This window comes from Methylobacterium sp. FW102-HT35C08 (genome assembly GCF_058790235.1).
In genome coordinates this window covers 3,176,293-3,193,093 of record NZ_JBYTCL010000002.1, presented here as the reverse complement: position 1 = coordinate 3,193,093, position 16,801 = coordinate 3,176,293, and the positions used below count along the sequence as shown (strand labels likewise).

15 protein-coding genes are annotated in these 16,801 nt (G+C 68.8%); 13 read left to right on the top strand and 2 right to left on the bottom strand.

Going from position 1 to position 16,801, the window contains the following annotated elements; translation table 11 throughout:
* Positions 1–210: 210 nt before the first annotated feature.
* From argS to tatC, 6 genes are all read left to right on the top strand, one after another.
* Positions 211–1,962 (top strand): arginine--tRNA ligase, encoded by a 1,752-nt coding sequence (argS, locus tag AC3WSN_RS15260; protein ID WP_192707710.1) that lies wholly within the window; start codon positions 211–213, stop codon positions 1,960–1,962.
* Between the two features lie 48 nt (positions 1,963–2,010).
* Positions 2,011–3,375 (top strand): SPOR domain-containing protein, encoded by a 1,365-nt coding sequence (locus tag AC3WSN_RS15255; RefSeq protein ID WP_492539017.1) that lies wholly within the window; start codon positions 2,011–2,013, stop codon positions 3,373–3,375.
* Positions 3,376–3,648: 273 nt separating this feature from the next.
* Positions 3,649–4,653 carry a beta-N-acetylhexosaminidase gene (nagZ, locus tag AC3WSN_RS15250; RefSeq protein ID WP_492539015.1) on the top strand — a complete coding sequence of 335 codons (1,005 nt, stop codon included), beginning with the start codon at positions 3,649–3,651 and terminating at the stop codon, positions 4,651–4,653.
* Positions 4,654–4,798: 145 nt separating this feature from the next.
* On the top strand, positions 4,799–5,071 hold the full coding sequence (locus AC3WSN_RS15245; RefSeq protein WP_192707713.1) for a twin-arginine translocase TatA/TatE family subunit: 273 nt from the start codon (positions 4,799–4,801) through the stop codon (positions 5,069–5,071).
* A gap of 103 nt (positions 5,072–5,174) precedes the next feature.
* Positions 5,175–5,762, top strand: a complete 588-nt coding sequence (tatB, locus tag AC3WSN_RS15240; RefSeq protein ID WP_492539013.1) for a Sec-independent protein translocase protein TatB — start codon at positions 5,175–5,177, stop codon at positions 5,760–5,762.
* On the top strand, positions 5,759–6,559 hold the full coding sequence (gene tatC / locus AC3WSN_RS15235; protein ID WP_192707715.1) for a twin-arginine translocase subunit TatC: 801 nt from the start codon (positions 5,759–5,761) through the stop codon (positions 6,557–6,559). The genes tatB and tatC overlap by 4 nt, the downstream gene beginning before the upstream one ends.
* A 96-nt stretch (positions 6,560–6,655) precedes the next feature.
* Here tatC and tyrS read toward each other — a convergent pair whose 3' ends face one another.
* Positions 6,656–7,927, bottom strand: coding sequence for a tyrosine--tRNA ligase (gene tyrS / locus AC3WSN_RS15230; protein WP_492539011.1), 1,272 nt, complete (start codon positions 7,925–7,927; stop codon positions 6,656–6,658).
* Positions 7,928–8,051: 124 nt separating this feature from the next.
* Here tyrS and AC3WSN_RS15225 point away from each other — a divergent pair, with 124 nt between their 5' ends.
* From AC3WSN_RS15225 to ribB, 4 genes are all read left to right on the top strand, one after another.
* Positions 8,052–9,185 carry an anhydro-N-acetylmuramic acid kinase gene (locus AC3WSN_RS15225; protein WP_492539009.1) on the top strand — a complete coding sequence of 378 codons (1,134 nt, stop codon included), beginning with the start codon at positions 8,052–8,054 and terminating at the stop codon, positions 9,183–9,185.
* Complete coding sequence (locus AC3WSN_RS15220) at positions 9,182–9,796, top strand: DUF3578 domain-containing protein (RefSeq protein ID WP_492539008.1); 615 nt, start codon at positions 9,182–9,184, stop codon at positions 9,794–9,796. Before AC3WSN_RS15225 ends, AC3WSN_RS15220 begins: the two co-directional genes overlap by 4 nt.
* Before the next feature lie 203 nt (positions 9,797–9,999).
* Complete coding sequence (aroC, locus tag AC3WSN_RS15215; protein ID WP_492539006.1) at positions 10,000–11,100, top strand: chorismate synthase; 1,101 nt, start codon at positions 10,000–10,002, stop codon at positions 11,098–11,100.
* Between the two features lie 34 nt (positions 11,101–11,134).
* Positions 11,135–12,211: a 3,4-dihydroxy-2-butanone-4-phosphate synthase gene (ribB, locus tag AC3WSN_RS15210; protein WP_492539004.1), complete on the top strand. Its 1,077-nt coding sequence runs from the start codon at positions 11,135–11,137 to the stop codon at positions 12,209–12,211.
* A 9-nt stretch (positions 12,212–12,220) separates the two neighbouring features.
* Here ribB and AC3WSN_RS15205 read toward each other — a convergent pair whose 3' ends face one another.
* Positions 12,221–13,150: a histone deacetylase family protein gene (locus AC3WSN_RS15205; RefSeq protein WP_492539002.1), complete on the bottom strand. Its 930-nt coding sequence runs from the start codon at positions 13,148–13,150 to the stop codon at positions 12,221–12,223.
* 183 nt (positions 13,151–13,333) lie between these two features.
* Here AC3WSN_RS15205 and AC3WSN_RS15200 point away from each other — a divergent pair, with 183 nt between their 5' ends.
* The 3 genes from AC3WSN_RS15200 (at position 13,334) to AC3WSN_RS15190 (ending at position 16,619) form a co-directional block, all read left to right on the top strand.
* Complete coding sequence (locus AC3WSN_RS15200) at positions 13,334–13,912, top strand: L,D-transpeptidase (protein ID WP_492539000.1); 579 nt, start codon at positions 13,334–13,336, stop codon at positions 13,910–13,912.
* Positions 13,913–14,074: 162 nt separating this feature from the next.
* Positions 14,075–14,515 carry a hypothetical protein gene (locus AC3WSN_RS15195; protein WP_492538998.1) on the top strand — a complete coding sequence of 147 codons (441 nt, stop codon included), beginning with the start codon at positions 14,075–14,077 and terminating at the stop codon, positions 14,513–14,515.
* Between the two features lie 100 nt (positions 14,516–14,615).
* Positions 14,616–16,619 carry an acetyl-CoA carboxylase biotin carboxylase subunit gene (locus AC3WSN_RS15190; RefSeq protein WP_492538996.1) on the top strand — a complete coding sequence of 668 codons (2,004 nt, stop codon included), beginning with the start codon at positions 14,616–14,618 and terminating at the stop codon, positions 16,617–16,619.
* Positions 16,620–16,801: the final 182 nt, after the last annotated feature.

Genomic DNA, 16,801 nt, shown 5'->3' with positions numbered 1-16,801 from the left:
TCAAGACAAGGCACGCCCGCAGGGATCAGTATTTATCGCACGGGATAACGTGCCGCCGCGCGCCGCTCGGTTCAGGAGGCCTTCGGTTCGCGTATCGGACGCGGCTGCCCGATGCCGTGACACCCCACCGCCCCCTTGCTAGAGCACCCGGGCGGGCGCAGGCCGGGTAGGCCAGCCGACGAGATCCCCGCGCGAGCGAGACCGAGACCGATGAACATCTTCGCCCTGTTCGAGGCGCGTGTGCGCGAGGCCGTGGAAGCGCTGACGCGCGCCGGCCAACTGCCGGACGGTCTCGACCTCGGCCGCGTGGTCGTCGAGCCGCCCCGTGATCCGTCGCACGGCGACCTTGCGACCAACGCGGCCCTGGTGCTCGCCAAGGAGGCCCGGACGAATCCCAAGGCCCTCGGCGAAGCGCTGGCGGCGGAGCTGCGGGCGGATCCGCGGATCGCCGAGATCAGCGTCGCCGGCCCCGGCTTCATCAACCTGCGCCTTGTGCCGGAGATCTTCCAGGCGGTCCTGCGCAGCGCGCTGACGGAGCCCGAAAGGTTCGGCCGCGCGCAGCTGTCCGGCGGACCGATCAATGTCGAGTACGTGTCGGCCAACCCGACCGGGCCGATGCATGTCGGCCACGGCCGCGGGGCGGTCTTCGGCGATGCGCTCTGCAACCTTCTGGTCGCCGCCGGCCGGCAGGTGACGCGGGAGTATTACATCAACGATGCCGGCGCCCAGGTCGACGTGCTCGCCCGTTCGGCCTTCCAGCGCTACCGCGAAGCGCTCGGCGAGCCCTTCGTCATCGCCGAGGGGCTCTATCCCGGCGACTACCTCAAGCCGGTGGGTGCCAAGCTCGCGGAGCTTCACGGCCGCGCCCTGCTGGACCAGCCGGAGGCGGAATGGCTGCCTGTGGTGCGCGAGATCGCGCTCGGCATGATGATGGACATGATCCGGGCCGATCTCGAGGCGATCGGGATCCGGCACGACGTGTTCTTCTCCGAGCGGACGCTGCAGCAGAGCGGCGCCGTGAAGGCGCTGCTGCAGGAGCTTCGCGAGAAAGGCCTCGTCTACGAGGGCCGTCTTCCGCCGCCCAAGGGGCAGCTGCCGGAGGATTGGGAGGATCGCGAGCAGACGCTGTTCCGCACCCGGGAATTCGGCGACGACAGCGACCGGCCGCTGCTGAAGTCGGACGGCTCCTACACCTATTTCGCCTCGGACATCGCCTATCACCGGGCGAAGTACCTCGCAGGGGCCACCGAGCTGATCGACGTCCTCGGCGCCGACCACGGCGGCTACGTGAAGCGCATGCAGGCGGCCGTGAAGGCGGTCAGCGACGGCAAGGCGACGCTGGACATCAAGCTATGCCAGCTGGTGCGGCTGTTACGCGCAGGCGAGCCCGTGAAGATGTCGAAGCGCGCCGGCGAATTCGTGACCCTGCGCGACGTCATCGACGAGGTCGGCCGCGACGCGATCCGTTTCATGATGCTCTACCGGAAGAACGACGCGACCCTGGATTTCGATCTCGCCAAGGTGGTCGAGCAATCCAAGGACAACCCGGTCTTCTACGTTCAGTACGCTCATGCCCGCGCCCGATCGGTCCAGCGGCAGGCCCGAGAGGCGTTTCCCGACGCGGATCTCTCGGCCGGCGCCCTGGTGCAGGATGCGGATCTCGGCGTCCTGACCGATTCCGGCGAGATCGAGATGATGCGCCTGATCGCCCAGTACCCGCGGGTCCTCGAATCCGCCGCCGTGGCGCACGAGCCGCACAGAATCGCGTTCCACCTCTATGAACTTGCCTCCGCGCTTCATAGTTTCTGGAACAAGGGCAAAGACTTGCCGCAATTACGGTTTGTTAATGCAACCGACCGAAAGTCGACCTGGGCCCGGCTGGCGCTCGTCGAAGCTCTCAGGAGCACGCTAGCCACAGGCCTTGCGGTTCTCGGTGTGACCGCGCCGGACGAGATGCGATAGGCCCGGGAGCATCGGGCCGGTCACCGGCGCTGATGTGAGGATGCTGCCATGACGAACGCTTCGCGCGCTCAGGTCGATCTCGACGCCCTCGCGCGCGATCTGCGTCAGGACGGCGCCCGCGCGCCGCAGGCCGCGGGCAAGGCGGACCCGCTGGCCGAGCTCGCCCGCATCGTCGGCCAAGATGACCCGTTCCGCGCGCTTCTCGCCGCCCGTGAAGAGATGCGGACGGAGCCCAATGCCCAGGTGCAACCCGGCTGGAACGGCCGAGTCGAGCCCAGCTTCACACCCGAGACCCCTAAGGCGACGCCGGCCGACGCGTTCGACCAGTATCTCGCCTCGGTCGACCAGGACACGCACCAGGAGGCCGGCCCCTACGCGCAGGGCGGCCAGGAGCCGCAGGACGGGATCGACGGCGCCTACGAAGATGGCCGGGCGCTGCGCCGCGTGAATCCCCGCCGTCGTCTGGTTTCGGTCGGCGCCGGCATTGCCGTCGTCGCAGTCGCGGTCACGGGTGCGCTCACCTACAAGGGTCTGAGCAGCTCCGGGCACGGCGGCGTCCCCGTCGTTCAGGCCGACACGACGCCGCTCAAGGTGGCTCCGAAGGTCACCGACGGTGTCGAGATCCCCGATCAGAACCGCCAGATCTACGATCCCAAGGGCAAGAAGGACGGCCAGATCAAGATCGTGAACCGCGAGGAGCAGCCGCTGGACGTCGGCGAGGCCGCGCGGGCCGCTCAGGGTCCATCCCTCGCCGGCAACAGCCAGGGCGGCACGACGCCGGGCAACGGCCCCTTCGAGGCGTTCGGCGAGCCGCGTCGGGTCCGGACCGTCGCGGTCAAGCCGGAAGCCCCGCCCGCCCAACCGGCCCGCGAAGCGGCTCAGGCCGACGCGGGTCCGGCCCCGATCCCCACCATGGTGCTGCCCGGCGACGAACCCGCTCCGCCCAAGGCCAAGCCGGTCCGGCAGGCCGCGGCCAGCCTGCCGCCGGCCATCCCAGCGCCGGTCGAGGCGGCGCCGGCTCCCGCGCCCGTCGATGCGCAGGCGCCGAAGCCCGTCGCGGTGAAGCCGCCGCCGAAGGCTGCCCAGCGGGTGGCTGCCGTGGCTCCGGCTGCCCCGGACACGACCGCCAGCACGACCCAGTCCGACGACACCGCCATCAGCAACGGCCCCGTCAGCGGCTTCTCGGTGCAGCTCGGCGTGCGCAATTCCGCCGCGGACGCGAAGGTGGCGTTCCGGCAGATGCAGGCCAAGTACACCCAGCTCGCCGGCAAGCCCGAGCTGATCCGGCAGGCGGAGGTCAACGGCAAGACCATCTACCGCGTCCGCGTCGGGCCGCTGGACAAGACCGAGGCGGCCAGCCTCTGCAGCGCCCTTCAGGGCCAGGGCGGTCAGTGCTTCGTCGCCAAGAACTAACGGGCAGCCGATCCTAGGCCTTGGTGTCACCCGCCTGATCCTCGTTTCAATCGATCCGGCGGGATCGACCGGGCGTAGCGCGCGACGGACCGGGCAGGGCGCAGATCCCCGGCGGCAACACCGGACTGCCATGCTGCCGATCCGACGTTCTGAGCCGCGGTTTGGTCTTGCGGGCTCCCTGATCCCGCCCGACTCTGCCGGCACCGATCCGGACCGCCTAAAGTGCGCGACTCGTCTGTCACGCAGCCACCAAGAAGTCCCCGAGACGTCCCGATGACCTCCCGTGCCCTGATCCTCGGCTGCGCCGGCAAGTCGCTCTCCGCCGAAGAGGCCGCTTTCTTCCGCGACGTGCGGCCCTGGGGCTTCATCCTGTTCAAGCGCAACATCGGAACGCCCGAGGAAGTCCGCGCCCTGACGGACGCGCTCCGCGGCTGCATCGGCTCAGACACGGCGCCCATCCTGATCGACCAGGAGGGCGGCCGGGTTCAGCGGATGGGGCCGCCGCACTGGCCGGCCTATCCGGCGGGCGGCCGATACGGACGCCTCAACGGGAGCGCCGCGACCATCGCCCGGCTCGGCGCCCGGCTCATCGCGCACGATCTTGCCGAGGTCGGCATCAACGTCGATTGCGCGCCCGTGCTCGATGTTCCCGCGCCTGGCTCGCACGACATCATCGGCGACCGGGCGTACGGGACGGACCCCGACGCCGTCGCCGAGATTGGGCGCGCGGTCGCCGAGGGCCTGATGGCGGGCGGCGTGCTTCCGGTGGTGAAACATATGCCGGGCCACGGCCGCGCGGCCTGCGACAGCCACCACGACCTTCCGATCGTCGATGCGAGCCTGGACTCCCTCGTCGCGCAGGATTTCCGACCCTTCCGGGCGCTGGCCGACATGCCGATGGCCATGAGCGCGCACGTGGTCTTCACCGCCATCGATCCCGAGCGTCCCGCGACGCAGTCGCGGGAGGTCATCCGCACTGTGATCCGGGGCGCGATCGGGTTCGACGGTCTGCTGATGACCGACGATCTATCGATGCACGCGCTCACGGGGACGTTCCGCGACCGCACGCAAGCCGCCTTCGATGCGGGGATCGACGTCGGTCTGCATTGCAACGGCGTCATGGATGAGATGCGCGCCGTTGCCGAGGCGGCGCCGCTGCTGGCGGGCCGGGCGGCCGAGCGGGCCGGAGCGGCCCTCGCGCGCCTCGACCCTTTGGGCGACGGCCTCGATGTTCCCGAAGCGCGGGCGCAGTTCGCCGCCGCGCTCGCCGCGGCCTGATCCACAGCCGTCGCTGCGGCATTCCACCGGCCGTGGCATCGCCTCTGCTTGTGTTCGGGCAGCGCGATCCCTAGGTTCGCCCGGAAATCCTCACCCGGACGTGGCGTCACGCTCTCGCAGCTGGGGGCGCACGCAGGAGGTTGCCATGGGCAGCATGAGTATCTGGCACTGGGTCATCGTCGCGGTCATCGTGATGCTGCTCTTCGGCCGCGGTAAGGTCTCCGACCTGATGGGCGACGTCGCCAAGGGCATCAAGGCGTTCAAGAAGGGCATGGCCGAGGACGAGACGCCTCCGGCGAGCCAGAACGTGGCGCCGCCGAGCGAGCCGGTCCGGACGATCCCGCACACCGCCGAGACCAGCCCCGGGACCGCGATCCCGGCGAGCCACCTGCCCGGCGGCGAACGCAAGCCGGTCTGACGGCAAGATGGTCTCGGGGACTGTCAGAGCGCGCGCGCTCGTGTAGAGCCTGACGGGATCCGGACGCAGGTGCGGATCTCAGGGCAGCAGGACCGTCGACGACATGCTGGACATGAGCTGGGGCGAGGTGATGCTGATCGGCGGCGTCGCCCTCATCGTCATCGGGCCGAAGGATCTGCCGAAGGCGCTCCGCACCGTCGGGCAGGTCACGTCGAAGCTGCGCCGCATGGCCGGCGAGTTCCAGATGCAGTTCAACGAGGCGATCCGCGAGGCCGAACTCGACGACGTCCGGCGGGAGGTCGACGGAATCCGCAACACCGTCCGGACGGCAAGCTCGACCTTCAACCCTGTGCAGACGATCCGGGACGAGCTGAAGGGCGCGGTCGAGGGCCGCGCCAAGGTCGGGCCCGAGAAGCTGGGCCCCGAGGCGCCCGCGGCGGACACCCGCTCGCTCGCCGACGCGACCGCACAGCTCAAGGCTGAGCAGGACGCCGTCTCGCCGGCCCCGGTGCCCGAGCCGCCGGTCACCCCGCATTCGGCCGCCGGGTCCTCGCAGGATCCCGCACCGCAGGCGGCGGCCGATATCCCGCTCCCAATTCCAGGATCGGTGGACGATCCGTTCGGCTCGCCCGAGCCACCTGCCTCCCATCACGAGTCCGCGGACTCGAAGAACGGCACGGCGGCCCGATGATCAGCGAGGCGGACGAGGCCGAAATCGAGGCGTCACGGGCGCCTCTGCTCGAGCATCTGATCGAATTGCGGTCACGATTGATCAAGTCGTTGATCGCGTTCGTGTTGATGTTCTTCGCCTGCTTCTTTTTCTCGCGCGATATCTACAACATCCTCGTCTATCCTTATGTCTCGATCGTCGGCGCCCAGAACGCCGAGCTGATCGCGACGCACTTCCTCGAGCAGGTCTTCACCAACATCAAGCTCAGCGTCTTCGGCGCGGCCTTCCTGGCTTTCCCGGTGATCGCGACCCAGATCTACGCGTTCGTGGCGCCCGGCCTTTACCGGAACGAGCGCAAGGCGTTCCTGCCCTACCTCGTGGCCACGCCGATCTTCTTCATCCTCGGCGCGCTGGTGGTGTTCTTCCTGGCGATGCCGCTGCTGATCAAGTTCTCGGTGTCGCTCCAGCAGGTGGGCGTGGCCGGAGAGCCGACGATCAAGCTGCTACCGAAGGTCGACGAGTATCTCTCGCTGATCATGACGCTGATCTTCGCGTTCGGGATCGCGTTCCAGCTGCCGGTCATCCTGACCCTGCTCGGCCAGATCGGCATTATCGACGCCGCCTTCCTGCGTGAGAAGCGGCGCTACGCCATCGTCCTGGTCTTCGTGGCCGCTGCCGTGCTGACGCCGCCGGACGTGATCTCGCAGCTGTCGCTGGCGATCCCGATGCTGCTTCTCTACGAGGCGTCCGTCTTCTCGGTGGCTCGTGTCGAAAAGCTGCGCGCCGCACGGCGGGTCGAGGAAGGCCTGGACCCGTAATCCGGAGCCGCCGAGGGATCGGCGGCTCGTCGTCCTTGGGAAGCCCGCCGCCTGACCCGCTCGGCTGCGGGACAGGCGGCGTCGCTTAGCACGAGCTCATTCCGCCCGCAGCAGCACGTGCCTCTTCTTCCCGAACGACAGCTTGATCACCCCGTCGCCGTTGAGATCCCCCCGTCCGAGCAGGGCCTTCTCGTCGGTGACCGGCACGTCGTTGACCCGCAGGCCGCCGCCCTTGATCTGGCGCCGGGCCTCGCTGGTCGACGGAACCAGCTTGGCGACGTCCGGGCCGAAGGCGGTGAGGACACCGAGACCGGCCTCCAGGGTCGCGGCCGGCACGGTGACGCTCGGGAGATCCGTGGCCAGCGTGCCTTCCACGAACGTCTTGCGCGCGGTCTCGGCGGCGGCCTCCGCGGCCTCGCGACCATGCATCAGGGCCGTGGCCTCGGTCGCCAGCACCGTCTTGGCCGCGTTGATCTCGGAGCCGGCCAGAGCCGCCAGACGGGCGATCTCCGTCATCGGCAGCAGCGTGAACAGCTTGAGGAAGCGGGCGACGTCGGCATCCTCGGTGTTCCGCCAGAACTGCCAATAATCGTAGGGTTTCAGCATGTCCGGGTTCAGCCAGACCGCGCCGGCCGCGGTCTTGCCCATCTTGGCGCCCGACGCGGTGGTGAGCAGCGGGCAGGTCAGGGCGTAGAGCTGCGGCGTGCCCATGCGGCGGCCGAGATCGATGCCGTTGACGATGTTGCCCCACTGATCCGATCCGCCCATCTGCATCACGCAGCCGAAGCGGCGGTTCAGCTCCACGAAATCGTACGACTGCAGGATCATGTAGTTGAACTCCAGGAACGAGAGTTCCTGGTCACGCTCCAGCCGCAGGCGGACGCTGTCCATCGACAGCATGCGGTTCACCGAGAAATGCCGGCCGACGTCGCGCAGCATCTCGATGTAGTTGAGCTTCGTCAGCCACTCGGCGTTATCGACCATCACGGCGTCGTCGGTGCCCGTGCCGAAGCGCAGGAACTGGTCGAAGGTCTTGCGGATCTCGGCCTTGTTGGCGTCGATCTGCTCGACGGTCAGGATCTTGCGGGTCTCGTCGCGCCCCGACGGGTCGCCGACCCGGGTCGTGCCGCCGCCCATCAGGGCGATGGGCTTGCCCCCGGTGGCCTGCAGCCAGTGCAGCATCATGATCGACAACAGGTGGCCGACATGCAGCGAGGGCGCCGTGCAGTCGTAGCCGACATAGGTGGTCAGCCGCCCCTCCAGAGCCGCCGCGTCGATGCCGGCGAGGTCCGAGGTCTGGTGGATATAGCCGCGCTCGGTCAGGATCCGCAGGAAGTCGGATTTCGGCGCGAAGCTCTCGGCGGTCATGGATGTCATCTCGGGTCGCGGGCGTCGCGCGACAGGCCGAGGCTCGGCGTGCTAGCTCGCGCTTGGTTCAGGATACGGCGCGCTCTTAGCAGGGCGTTGGCCGAAAGGCACGGGGCAGGGCGGCATGGCGATGATGCGCGCGATCGGGCTGATGAGCGGCACCTCGCTGGACGGCGTGGATATCGCCCTGATCGAGACCGACGGCGACCAGGTTCACGTGGTCAAGGGCCACAACAACTTCCTAGAGCCGCTGGGGCCGACCGGCTACCGCGGCTATTCGGACGACGAGAAGGCGCTGCTGCGTGCGGCCACGAAGGACGCCGAATCGGTCCTCCATCCCGGCGACCGGCCGGGCCGTCTGCCCGAGGCGGAGGCGTTCGTCACGCAGGCCCACGCTGAGGCAGTCGAGCGCTTTCTGGAGGAGCACGGGCTGCGCGCGTCCGAGATCGATGTCATCGGCTTTCACGGCCAGACGGTGATCCACCGGCCGGATCAGCGCATCTCGATCCAGATCGGCGACGGTCAGGCCCTCGCGACGCGGCTCGGTATCCCGGTGGTCTCCGATCTCCGCCGGGCCGACATCGAGGCGGGCGGGCAGGGGGCGCCGCTGGTGCCGGTGTTCCACAAGGCCCTGGCCGAGGCCTCGGGCTTCGACGGGCCCTTCGGCATCCTCAACATCGGCGGCGTCGCCAACGCCACCCTGATCGATTCGAAAGGCGGCGTCATTGCGTTCGATACCGGTCCCGGCAACGCCCTGATCGACGAGTGGATGCAGGAGCGCGAGGGCAAGAATCTCGACGATGGCGGCCGCACCGCCGCCCGCGGACGGCCCGACGAGCAGCTGCTCGCCTGGCTTCTGACCCACCCGTTCTTCTTCCGGAAGCCGCCGAAATCGCTCGACCGGAACTGGTTCTCGCACAAGCTCGCCGGGCAGCTCTCCACTGAGGACGGCGCCGCGACGCTCACGGCCTTCACGGCGCGGGCCGTGGCGCGCGCCCTCGACCACGCCCCCGAGATCCCGACCCGCTGGATCGTGGCCGGCGGCGGCGCGCGCAACGGCGAGCTGGTACGGCTGCTGAACTACCACCTGCGGGCCGAGATCACGACGGCGGACGCCATCGGCTGGTCCTCGGCCTATCTGGAGGCCCAGGCCTTTGCGTACCTGGCGGTGCGCTCGCTTCAGGGCCTGCCGATCACCTTTCCGTCGACCACCGGAGTGCGGGACGACATGACCGGCGGGGTGTTGGCCCGCCCGTGAGCCTCGGCTACGCGCTGCGGCGGGTCGTCGAGGACTATCCGCTCGCCCGCTTGGATCCGCCGGCCGGGCATCCTCTGGCCGCGATCATCCGCAAGGGCGTACCCGACGAGCTGCGCGGCGCCCTCGAACCGATCGACGGCCCGTTCCTGGTCAAGGGCAGCCCGGGACGCGGCAGCAGATGGGCGGCCGTTCCGTGGGTGGCGATCTTCGATCCGGCCATCACCACCAGCGCGACCCGCGGCTACTATCTCGTCTACCTGTTTCCGGCGCACCGCCAGGCGGTTCACCTGTCTCTGGCTCAGGGGACGGTCGCGGCGATCCGTCAGCATGGGCCGGGCGCCGGAGCCTATCTGCGCGCGAGCGGCGATGCGCTGCGGGCGCGCCTCTCGGATTTCGCCCGGACACTGCCGAATGCCACGATCACCCTGGGCAGCGCCGGCGAGCTGCCGGAGGGCTACGAGGCCGCACACATCCTCGGGCTCAGCTACACGCTGGCTGATCTCGGCGACGAGCGCCGGCTGCGCCGGGATCTCGCAACGGCGGTTGCAGCGTATCGGGCCTTGAAGGCGCGGGGCGGGCTCGATCTGCCCGGTTCGGGTCCGGGCGCCTGATGCCGCAGATTGCTCCTCAAACCGTCCTCGCGGGCGCAGCGAAGCCATCCAGCAGCGCCACGCCGATCCCTGTCCGGCGGCCCAGGTCTGCTTTGCTCCGCTCGGAAGGACGGCGCGGTCACGCGGCCCGGTCGCGTCCGCCGCTCCGCTCTGCACCGGCCGCGTTTGTGCGCCCGGCGCTCCCGCGCTAAGGCAGCGGCGCCATGTCCCACAACAGCTTCGGCCACCTGTTCCGCGTCACGACCTTCGGCGAGAGCCACGGGGTCGCGCTCGGCTGCGTCGTCGACGGCTGCCCGCCGGGCCTGCCCCTCGAGGCCGAGGAGATCCAGGCGGAGCTCGACCGGCGCAAGCCCGGCCAGTCGCGCTTTACCACGCAGCGCCGGGAGCCCGATCAGGTCCGGATCCTGTCCGGCGTCTTCGCCGACGACCGGACCGGCGGGCGGCAGCTCACCACCGGCACGCCGATCGCGCTGATGATCGAGAACACGGATCAGCGCTCGAAGGATTATTCGGAGATCCGCGACAGCTACCGCCCCGGACACGCCGACTACACCTACGACGCCAAGTACGGCATCCGCGACTATCGCGGCGGCGGACGCTCCTCCGCCCGCGAGACCGCGGCGCGCGTCGCCGCCGGCGCCGTGGCGCGCAAGGTGATCCCGGGCGTCACGATCCGGGCGGCCCTCGTCCAGATGGGCCCGCATGCCATCGATCGCACGCGCTGGGACTGGGCCGAGATCGGCAACAACCCGTTCTTCTGCCCCGATGCCGAGACAGCTTCGTTCTACGAGACCTATCTCGACGAGATCCGCAAGGACGGCTCTTCGGTGGGCGCCGTGATCGAGGTCGTGGCCGAAGGCGTCCCGCCGGGCCTCGGCGCACCGGTCTACGGCAAGCTCGACGCGGATCTGGCCGCCGCGATGATGTCGATCAATGCCGTCAAGGGCGTCGAGATCGGCGACGGCTTCGCGGCAGCGGCGCTGCGCGGCGAGGACAACGCCGACGAGATGCGCGCCGGCAATGGCGGCCGCCCGCGATTCCTCGCCAACCATGCGGGCGGCATCCTGGGCGGGATCTCGAACGGCGAGCCGGTCGTGGTGCGCTTCGCGGTGAAGCCGACCTCCTCGATCCTCACCCCGCGTCGTTCGGTGACCCGCGACGGCACCGAGGTGGACCTCGTCACCAAGGGCCGCCACGACCCCTGCGTCGGCATCCGCGCCGTGCCTGTGGCGGAAGCCATGATGGCTTGCGTGCTGGCGGATCACTATCTGCGCCATCGCGGGCAGGTCGGGCATCAGCCCTGATCCCGGCCCCGGCTCCAACATCTCGAGAATGCCCGTGCCCCACTGCACCGTCACCGAGGCCATCGCAGCCTTCGCCAAGGGTGAGATCGTCGTCGTCACGGATGACGACGACCGCGAGAACGAGGGCGACCTCGTCGTCGCCGCCTCGCTCTGCACGCCGGAGAAAATGGCGTTCATCATCCGCAACACCTGCGGCATCGTCTGCGCGCCGCTGACCTTGAGCGAGGCGCGGCGCCTGCATCTCGACCCGATGGTGGCGTCCAACGACGCCCCCTTGGGCACCGCCTTCACGGTGACCGTGGACGTCAAGCACGGCCTGACCACCGGCATCTCCGCGGAGCAGCGCTGCAACACGGTCCGGGCGCTCGCCAACGGCAACATGGGCGCGGGCGATTTCGTCCGACCGGGCCACGTCTTCCCGCTAATCGCCCGGGATGGCGGGGTGCTCATGCGCTCGGGCCATACCGAGGCCGCGGTGGATCTCTGCCGCCTCGCAGAGCTACCGCCGGTGGGGGTGATCTGCGAACTCGCCAACGACGACGGCACCGTCATGAAGGGGCCGCAGATCGACGCGTTCGCCGAGACGCACAATCTGAAGCGGGTCTCGGTGGCCGACCTGATCGCCTATCGGCAGGCTCGCGACCGGCTTGTGGAACGGGTCGGGCACTTCCCCGTCCAAACGAAGCACGGCGACGTCACGGCCTACGTGTTCTCGACGCCATTCGAGGCGATCCAGCAATTCGCCTTCGTCGTCGGCGACATCGGCGACGGCCGGGACGTGCTCGTGCGCCTCCACCGCTCCAATGTCGTCGCCGACGTGATCGGCGGCGGCAAGCAGATCGATGCCGTCCTCTCGCGGTTCGCCGCGGCCGGGCGCGGGGTGCTGGTCTATCTCCGGGACGGTACGGCCGGCGTGCCGATGAAGAGCGTGACCGAGGAGGGCACCGAGGCGCAGCGCGCCCGTCAGTGGCGCGAGATCGGGCTGGGCGCCCAGATCCTGCGCGACCTCGGCGTGGTGTCGTTCCGCAATCTGGCCACCTCGTCGCGGGCCTATGTTGGGCTGTCGGGCTTCGGCATCGAGCACCTGGGCGACGAGCCGTTGGAGGGGTGAGGCATCGTCTCACCGGCCCATTAGGGCATCCACGTGCGCGGCCACCGACTTGGCCAGTCCTTCGAGACTGTAGCCACCTTCCAGCACCGAGACGATCCGGCCCTGCGCGCAGCGCTCGGCCAGATCCATCAGCCGGCGGGTCGCCCAGCCGAAATCCTCGGCCTCGAGCCGCAGGTTCGCCAGCGGATCCAGGCGGTGGGCATCGAAGCCTGCGGAGATCACGATCACGTCGGGCCGGAAGGCCTCCAGACGTGACAGGATGCCGGTCTCGAAGGCTTCGCGAAACACCTCGCCGTCGTCGTTCGGCCGCAGCGGCACGTTGACGATGGTGTTCTTCTCGCCCCGCTCGGAGGCGGACCCCGTGCCCGGGAAGAGCGGCATCTGGTGCGTCGAGCAGTAGAGCACCGTCGGATCGTCCCAGAAGATGTCCTGGCTGCCGTTGCCGTGGTGGACGTCCCAGTCCACGAGGGCCACGCGCTCCGCCCCGTGCTTCTCCTGGGCATAGCGGGCCGCGACGGCAGCGTGGTTGAACAGGCAGAACCCCATCGACCGGGTCCGCTCGGCATGGTGGCCCGGTGGCCGCATGGCCACGAAAGCGTTCCGGCACTCGCCCGCGATGACGGCGTCGAGGGCGTGGTTGGCCCCGCCGATCGCCCGCAGGGTCGCCTCCAGGCTGCCCGGAGACAGGATCGTGTCGGAATCGATCCCGACCATCCCGCTCTCCGGGATCGCCGCGGCGAGGGCGTCGACATATTCGCGCGGATGAGCGAGCGCGGCGGTCTCGAGCTCCGCCCGCGGTGCCGAGGCGCGCACCAAACCAGCGAAACGCTCGTCTTCCAGCGCGCGCTCGACCGCGCGCATCCGCGCCGGCCGCTCCGGGTGCCCCTCCGGAACCTCGTGGTCGAAGCTGGCGGGATGGCTCACGTACAGAGTGGTCACGACGGTCGCTCCCGGATCCATTCCTGTCGCGCGCCTGCAACAGGAGCCGGCAATGTGCCATGGGCGCAACGCGCGGACTACGGCGGGGTGCCCGCCACCCCTATGGTTCACCGAATCTTCTCAACGACGAGGCCGGGCCTTTCGCGCGCCCGGGCTCGCGGACCGAACCCGGGGAGCGGGCGCATGCGCATCATACCGGTTCTTGCCTGCGCGCTGCTGCTGACGGGCTGCAGCTTCAAGGGCGTGCCCGATCCGGCGCTTTCGGCGCGCGACGCGGAATTCATGGCACTGGTCCCGAACGCCGAATTCGACCCGCACTTCGCCCGCTATCAGGTGAGCGATCCGACGCACGAGCCGCCCGGCACGATCGTGGTCGAGACCAAGGAGCGTCAGCTCTATCTCGTCCTGCCGGACGGGAAGGCGATCCGCTACGGCGTCTCCGTGGGCGACGAGGCCTATGGGTGGACCGGCACGGCCCGGATCGACCGCAAGGCGGAGTGGCCAGCCTGGAACCCGCCGGCCGAGATGATCAAGCGCTGGCCGCACGTCCACGCGATGCAGGGCGGCCCGATGAATCCTCTCGGTGCCCGCGCCCTGTACCTGTCGGATCACGGCAAGGACACGCTGTACCGGATCCACGGCACCAACGAGCCCGAGAAGATCGGGCAGGCGGTCTCCTCGGGCTGCATCCGCATGCGCAACATCGACGTGGTCGACCTCTACAACCGCGTCCCGGTCGGGGCGACGGTCATCGTCCGGTAACGCAACCGGTCAACGTCCCAATAAGCCTGCTTGCTCGTGGGGTGTTTACCTGAACTTCCGTTCAGATCTGGCCATTAACTTCTGGCAGGGAAGCCGTCCCGTAAGTTGAAGACACACAGGGACAAGCACCGACCGCAACAAAGGTCGGAGGAGCAGGCGACCATGACCATGATTTCCGTTCAACAGTTCTGCAACCATGCGGTCTCGGCCGGCACGATCAGCGACGAGGACCTGCTGGTCCTGAAGCGCGAGGTTCTTCCGGACGGCCTGATGAACCGGGAGGACGCCGACCTGCTGATCGCCCTGGAGCGGGCGGTGATCGGCTCCGACGCCTTCGCGGATTTCCTCGTGGCCTCCGTCGTCGACTTCGCCGTGTGGGGCACCCGCCCGACGGGCTACATCGACCGCGACGTCGCCACCTGGCTCGCGTCTTCACTCAGCGGCCGCGACGGCCCGAGCCCGGTCGGCGCCCGGATCGCCATGGAAGTCGTCCGTGAGGCGCAGGGCAGCGCCGAATCGCTGATGGCCTTCGCTCTCGAGGCCAACCGCTGGATCCGCGACGCGGTCCAGGCTCCCCGGATGGCCTTCGCCCTCGCGGCCTGAGTCTCCGACAAAGGCGCAGCTTCCGTCCGCGGCGCAACTGATCTATCGGGACAGTCAAGCCGGTGTGCAATCCGGCGATCTCGAAAGCAGTGCGCCAGCGATGTTCGACAAGATCCTGATTGCCAACCGGGGCGAGATCGCCTGCCGGGTCATCAAGACCGCCCGGAGAATGGGCATCAGGACCGTAGCGGTCTACTCCGATGCCGACCGCGACGCCGTCCACGTCGCGATGGCCGACGAGGCGGTCCATATCGGCCCCGCCGCAGCGTCCGAATCCTATCTCGTCATCGACAAGATCGTCGCCGCCTGCAAGCAGACCGGCGCGCAGGCCGTTCATCCCGGCTACGGCTTCCTGTCGGAGCGCGAGGCGTTCCCGAAGGCGCTCGAGGCCGCCGGCATCGTCTTCATCGGGCCGAATCCGGGCGCCATCGCCGCCATGGGCGACAAGATCGAATCGAAGAAGGCGGCTGCGGCCGCCGAAGTCTCGACCGTGCCGGGCTTCCTCGGCGTGATCGAGTCGCCTGAGCACGCCAAGAAGATCGCCGACGAGATCGGCTACCCGGTGATGATCAAGGCCTCCGCGGGCGGCGGCGGCAAGGGCATGCGAATCGCCTTCTCGGGCGACGAGGTCGCAGAGGGCTTCGCCCGCGCCAAGTCGGAGGCGGCGTCCTCTTTCGGTGACGACCGCGTCTTCATCGAGAAGTTCATCACCGATCCGCGGCACATCGAGATCCAGCTGATCGGCGATAAGCACGGCAACGTCGTGTATCTCGGCGAGCGCGAGTGCTCGATTCAGCGGCGTAACCAGAAGGTGATCGAGGAAGCGCCGTCGCCGCTCCTCGACAAGAAGACCCGCCGGAAGATGGGCGAACAGGCCGTCGCGCTGGCGAAGGCGGTGAACTACGATTCGGCCGGCACGGTCGAGTTCGTCGCCGGCCAGGACAAGTCGTTCTACTTCCTGGAGATGAACACCCGCCTGCAGGTGGAACACCCGGTGACCGAGATGATCACCGGCCTCGACCTCGTCGAGTTGATGATCCGGGTCGCGGCCGGCGAGAAGCTGCCGATCACCCAGGACGACGTGAAGCTGAACGGCTGGGCGGTGGAGAGCCGCGTCTACGCCGAGGATCCAACCCGCAACTTCCTGCCCTCGATCGGTCGGCTGACCACCTATCGGCCGCCGGAGGAGGGGCAGCAGGGCAAGGCGATCGTGCGCAACGATACCGGCGTGGAGGAGGGCGGCGAGATCGCGATCCACTACGACCCGATGATCGCCAAACTCGTCACCTGGGCGCCGACCCGCGCCGAGGCGATCGCCGCGCAGGGTGAGGCGCTGGATGCCTTCGCCATCGACGGAATCCGCCACAATATCCCGTTCCTGTCGGCTCTGATGGCGCATCCGCGCTGGCAGGAGGGACGCCTCTCCACGGGCTTCATCGCCGAGGAGTTCCCGAACGGCTTCGCGCCGCCCGAGCCGGCCGGACCTGTGGCTCTCCGCATGATGGCTGCTGCGGCCGCGATCGACCACAAGCTCAACCAGCGCAAGCGCGGGATTTCCGGCCAGATGCGCGCGCCGGGCCTCTTCGTCTTCGAGCACGACCGCGTCGTGATCCTGGCCGGCGAATCCTACTCCGTGACCGTGGCGCCGGAGGGCGAGGACCTGCTGGTCACCCAGCCGGACGGCACGGCTCTTACGGTCGCGAGCACGTGGCGTCCGGGTGAGCCAGTCTGGATCGGCACGATTGGATCGGAGCGTGTGGCGATACAGGTGCGAAGCCTGCTCAACGGTGTGTTCCTTCAGCACGCCGGCGCGGCCGCCGAGGCACGGGTCTACACCCGCCGCGAAGCCGAGCTCGCCGCCCTGATGCCGGTCAAGGAGCAGGCGGGCTCGGGCAAGCAGGTGCTCTGCCCGATGCCGGGCCTGGTGAAGCAGATCCTGGTCACCGAGAGCCAGGAGGTGAAGAACGGCGAGCCGATCGCGGTCGTCGAGGCGATGAAGATGGAGAACGTGCTCCGCGCCGAGCGTGATGCGACGGTCAGTAAGATCCACGCCAAGGAGGGCGACAGCCTCGCGGTGGACGCGGTGATCCTCGAATTCGCCTGAGGCCGTCGGGCGTTCGGCGTGAGCGCAGTCCACAACGATCAGACCAAGCTGCTGGCGACGGCGCTGTTAACGTCGCCGTCGCCTATGTCGTCATCGGCTTCGTCACGTCGATGACCACAGCAAGCTTCGGTGTCGCGAACGCCCCGGCCCTGCGATTTGAGAATGCGGTGTTCACGCTGGTT